1 protein-coding gene is annotated in these 2,890 nt (G+C 33.1%); it reads right to left on the bottom strand.

Features of this window, described 5'->3' with window-relative positions; all coding sequences use genetic code 11:
• Positions 1-2,051 precede the first annotated feature (2,051 nt).
• A partial coding sequence (locus ASJ81_RS10620; protein ID WP_141241670.1) for an IS66 family transposase occupies positions 2,052-2,890 on the bottom strand: 839 nt, incomplete at its 5' end.

Raw genomic sequence — 2,890 nt, 5'->3', positions numbered from 1 at the left:
ATTACACATTTAGGTCGTGGGGTCATATGAACCAATAGGAGTTTGACAGTTTGATTTTTATGTGGGAAGATTGTTTTCATATCCGTTGGAATGATAAGTAATATTATTTCAACAAATTTTTGCCAATTTTTTACGATTCTATTTGACAGATGATTCTCTTTCTCTTGATGGCTATTTTTATGATTTTTGACCAAATTTTTGGTATAGAATTTGACAGATAGCATGAATTTCAGATAAAATATAGATACTATCCAAAAAGTTAGGTGCCAAAAGTGATAAAATGGGACAAAAATCTCTATTAATTTGCCTTATAGTGATTGTGAAGCTGGAAAATCAGAGGCAATTTTACGAAATTTATGAATACTGTCAATTGATTTTTGGCAAAAAATTGAAGCCTCTCACTAAATTTAGTTTGTACTGTCAAACTAAGGTTAAAAATTGAAAGTATATTTAAGTAGACAATAAGACAAATAGACAAATAAGTTTTACATATGTACAGATCTGCGGAATAAAGCTATTTATAGATTTTTATTACAGCGGGAGCGCAGAGGGTTACGAATACTCCATCCATCACGGGCTGTCTGACAATTACCATTAGTAATAAACAGATAACAAAAAGAAGGCATTTAAGATCTTTAAATCGAAAATGAAGGAATTCCATTATTATTGATAGTAATTGTCGGATAGCCTGTTTAAGGTGGGGTAGCCGCACACAATTTGATTTTTTGAATGGTCAGTTGCCGGAAGTACTATAATTAACTGATTTTTAGTAGTCGAACAGTTACGAGATCCAGATGAAAAAAATTAAAGTCCTAAAACTGAAAGGTAAAAACAAAAAGTTATGTGTGGAAACAATAGTAAGAAAGTAGTAGTGAAAGACACTTCAGAGATACTTTCATTGTTACCTCTAAAGTTCAAACTTGTTATCATTTTTATTAGACTTATATCCTGTAACTTAGATATAACGGTGCTTGGAAGTAAAAGTGTAAAATAGGTTAACTTATTGTGGCTGTCCAGTTCACTGAAGGAAACAAAGGTTTAGCTTGTATTTCCACAATGCTTCTGCAGAAACGTCATTTAGATCCCGACTGAAATAGAAAGGAATAACTAACGCATTAAGAGTTTATGCGGGAGATGCTGAATAGTATCAACTGCATGGCTTAAATTCTACATAAAAAAACTATTCTATGAATTTTCCTCAAGAAGTTCAAAAGGATTTTAAAAGGGGAAGGAGACAGGAAAGTGACTCTACTCTGGAGTCCCAAATACTTCTAAGTTACTCACTTTTCTCTAGATGACGGTTAGCCTGCCACTTCAAGGAGTCCGAATTCCTTTCCCGAGTCTCCATATCAGGAGTATACGGGTTCCGCACAGGCTAACCAAACCCCTATGAAAACATAGGAGGAATTATATAACGAAATGGAGAAATATAAAATTTTCGTTTAATTCAGTAGTTCCTAATTGGGATTTCACATTAGCTTTTAAAATCTCCAATCTAATTTGACACTCACTTGAGGTTTTGCCATTTTTCTTTAAATCTTATTTTCATCGAATAATAATCAAAAAAGCTTATTTTTCAAAAATATTATTTTTTATCTCTTAAGTAGCTTTTTAAAGCTTATTGTAAAGTTTATACCCGATTAAGGCTATTTTAAGTTACCAATCTAAAAACAAACCATAAAAATGCATAATCCATGATAAAAATTATTGATAAGGGATATAAATATTTATTGCTACAACTGAGTGATTTTTTAGGTATTGCAAAAACAATAGTTTTAAGCCTGAAGAGTACTGAAGGTAGAAAAAATACGAAAAAAAATATTTGGAAGAAAATTAAAAGACAAAAAGGAAAATATAAGAGTTTATGCTCTTCACGCTAACCAGGCATTACTTATAGATTTCATAAGTAGCCTTTTTGAGAAATCAGTATCTTCAGCCCTCTTCCACAATTATTTCCTTTCCAAAAGTTCTATTTTTAAAATAGTATTCCAGAACACTAATAAAAAGAACAGAAAAAAAGGTATCTTCTTCAAATTGAGTGAAGATATCTCTCACTTTCCACTCACTGAATTTTTTTCTCTGATTAATTGAGCCAGAGATGGCATCCCAAATGTACCGCCAACTCTATCACATATGTACTGATATGCACTTACACCCAGTTTCTTTGCTGTCTGAACAATCGTCATAAATGTGTCATTTGCTTTTGTTCCTTCCTCTGTTATGGTTTGAAGGCTCACATCTCTTTTTCTGACCTTTGCTCTTGCTGCCAGTTCCGCTGCATTGTTATGCAGCGGAATCTCTGGCAAAATCAGTACTTTTAACAGATGTTCCTTGTTCTCTTTCGTCTTAGCGATTCTTTCATCCAGCTGTTCATATCCTGTTTTGGTAGAAAACAACTGATCAAACTTAACGGATAATTGCTCCGCTACCTCTGAATCTGGTTTTATTCTAAACTTAGAAAGCTCACCATAAAAGTTCCAGTAACTGTTCAGAAAAGCTTTCAGCTTTTCTTTATGATACGGAACTATTGGCCTCAATTTCTTGTAGTTTCTACCGTCATGAATCCAGCAAAGAGCATGATGATATGCAATTTGCCTGAATTGACGTGCATCATCACTTAAAAGTGTGGTAACCACAGGTATGTCTTTACTTTGATGATAGGCCGCAATTGCACAGGCTTCAAGGACTTTCTTCTTAGTAGTTTTATATCCATTAAGTGAGAAAACACAATCCAGTTTTCGACGCATTTCTTCGTCACTGAATATTTTGTTTTTAAAAGACGAGAGTTTTTCCATCCAACTTTGGGAAACATTAAACGTTTTCATCAGATTATATGCTTCATCAGTAAAGCAGTATGTTTTTTCTTTTCCACATAAAAGCACGTCTAAAA

The sequence above is a fragment of the Methanosarcina spelaei genome, assembly GCF_002287235.1.
Lineage (GTDB): Archaea > Halobacteriota > Methanosarcinia > Methanosarcinales > Methanosarcinaceae > Methanosarcina > Methanosarcina spelaei.
This window is presented reverse-complemented; position numbering and strand designations above follow the sequence as displayed.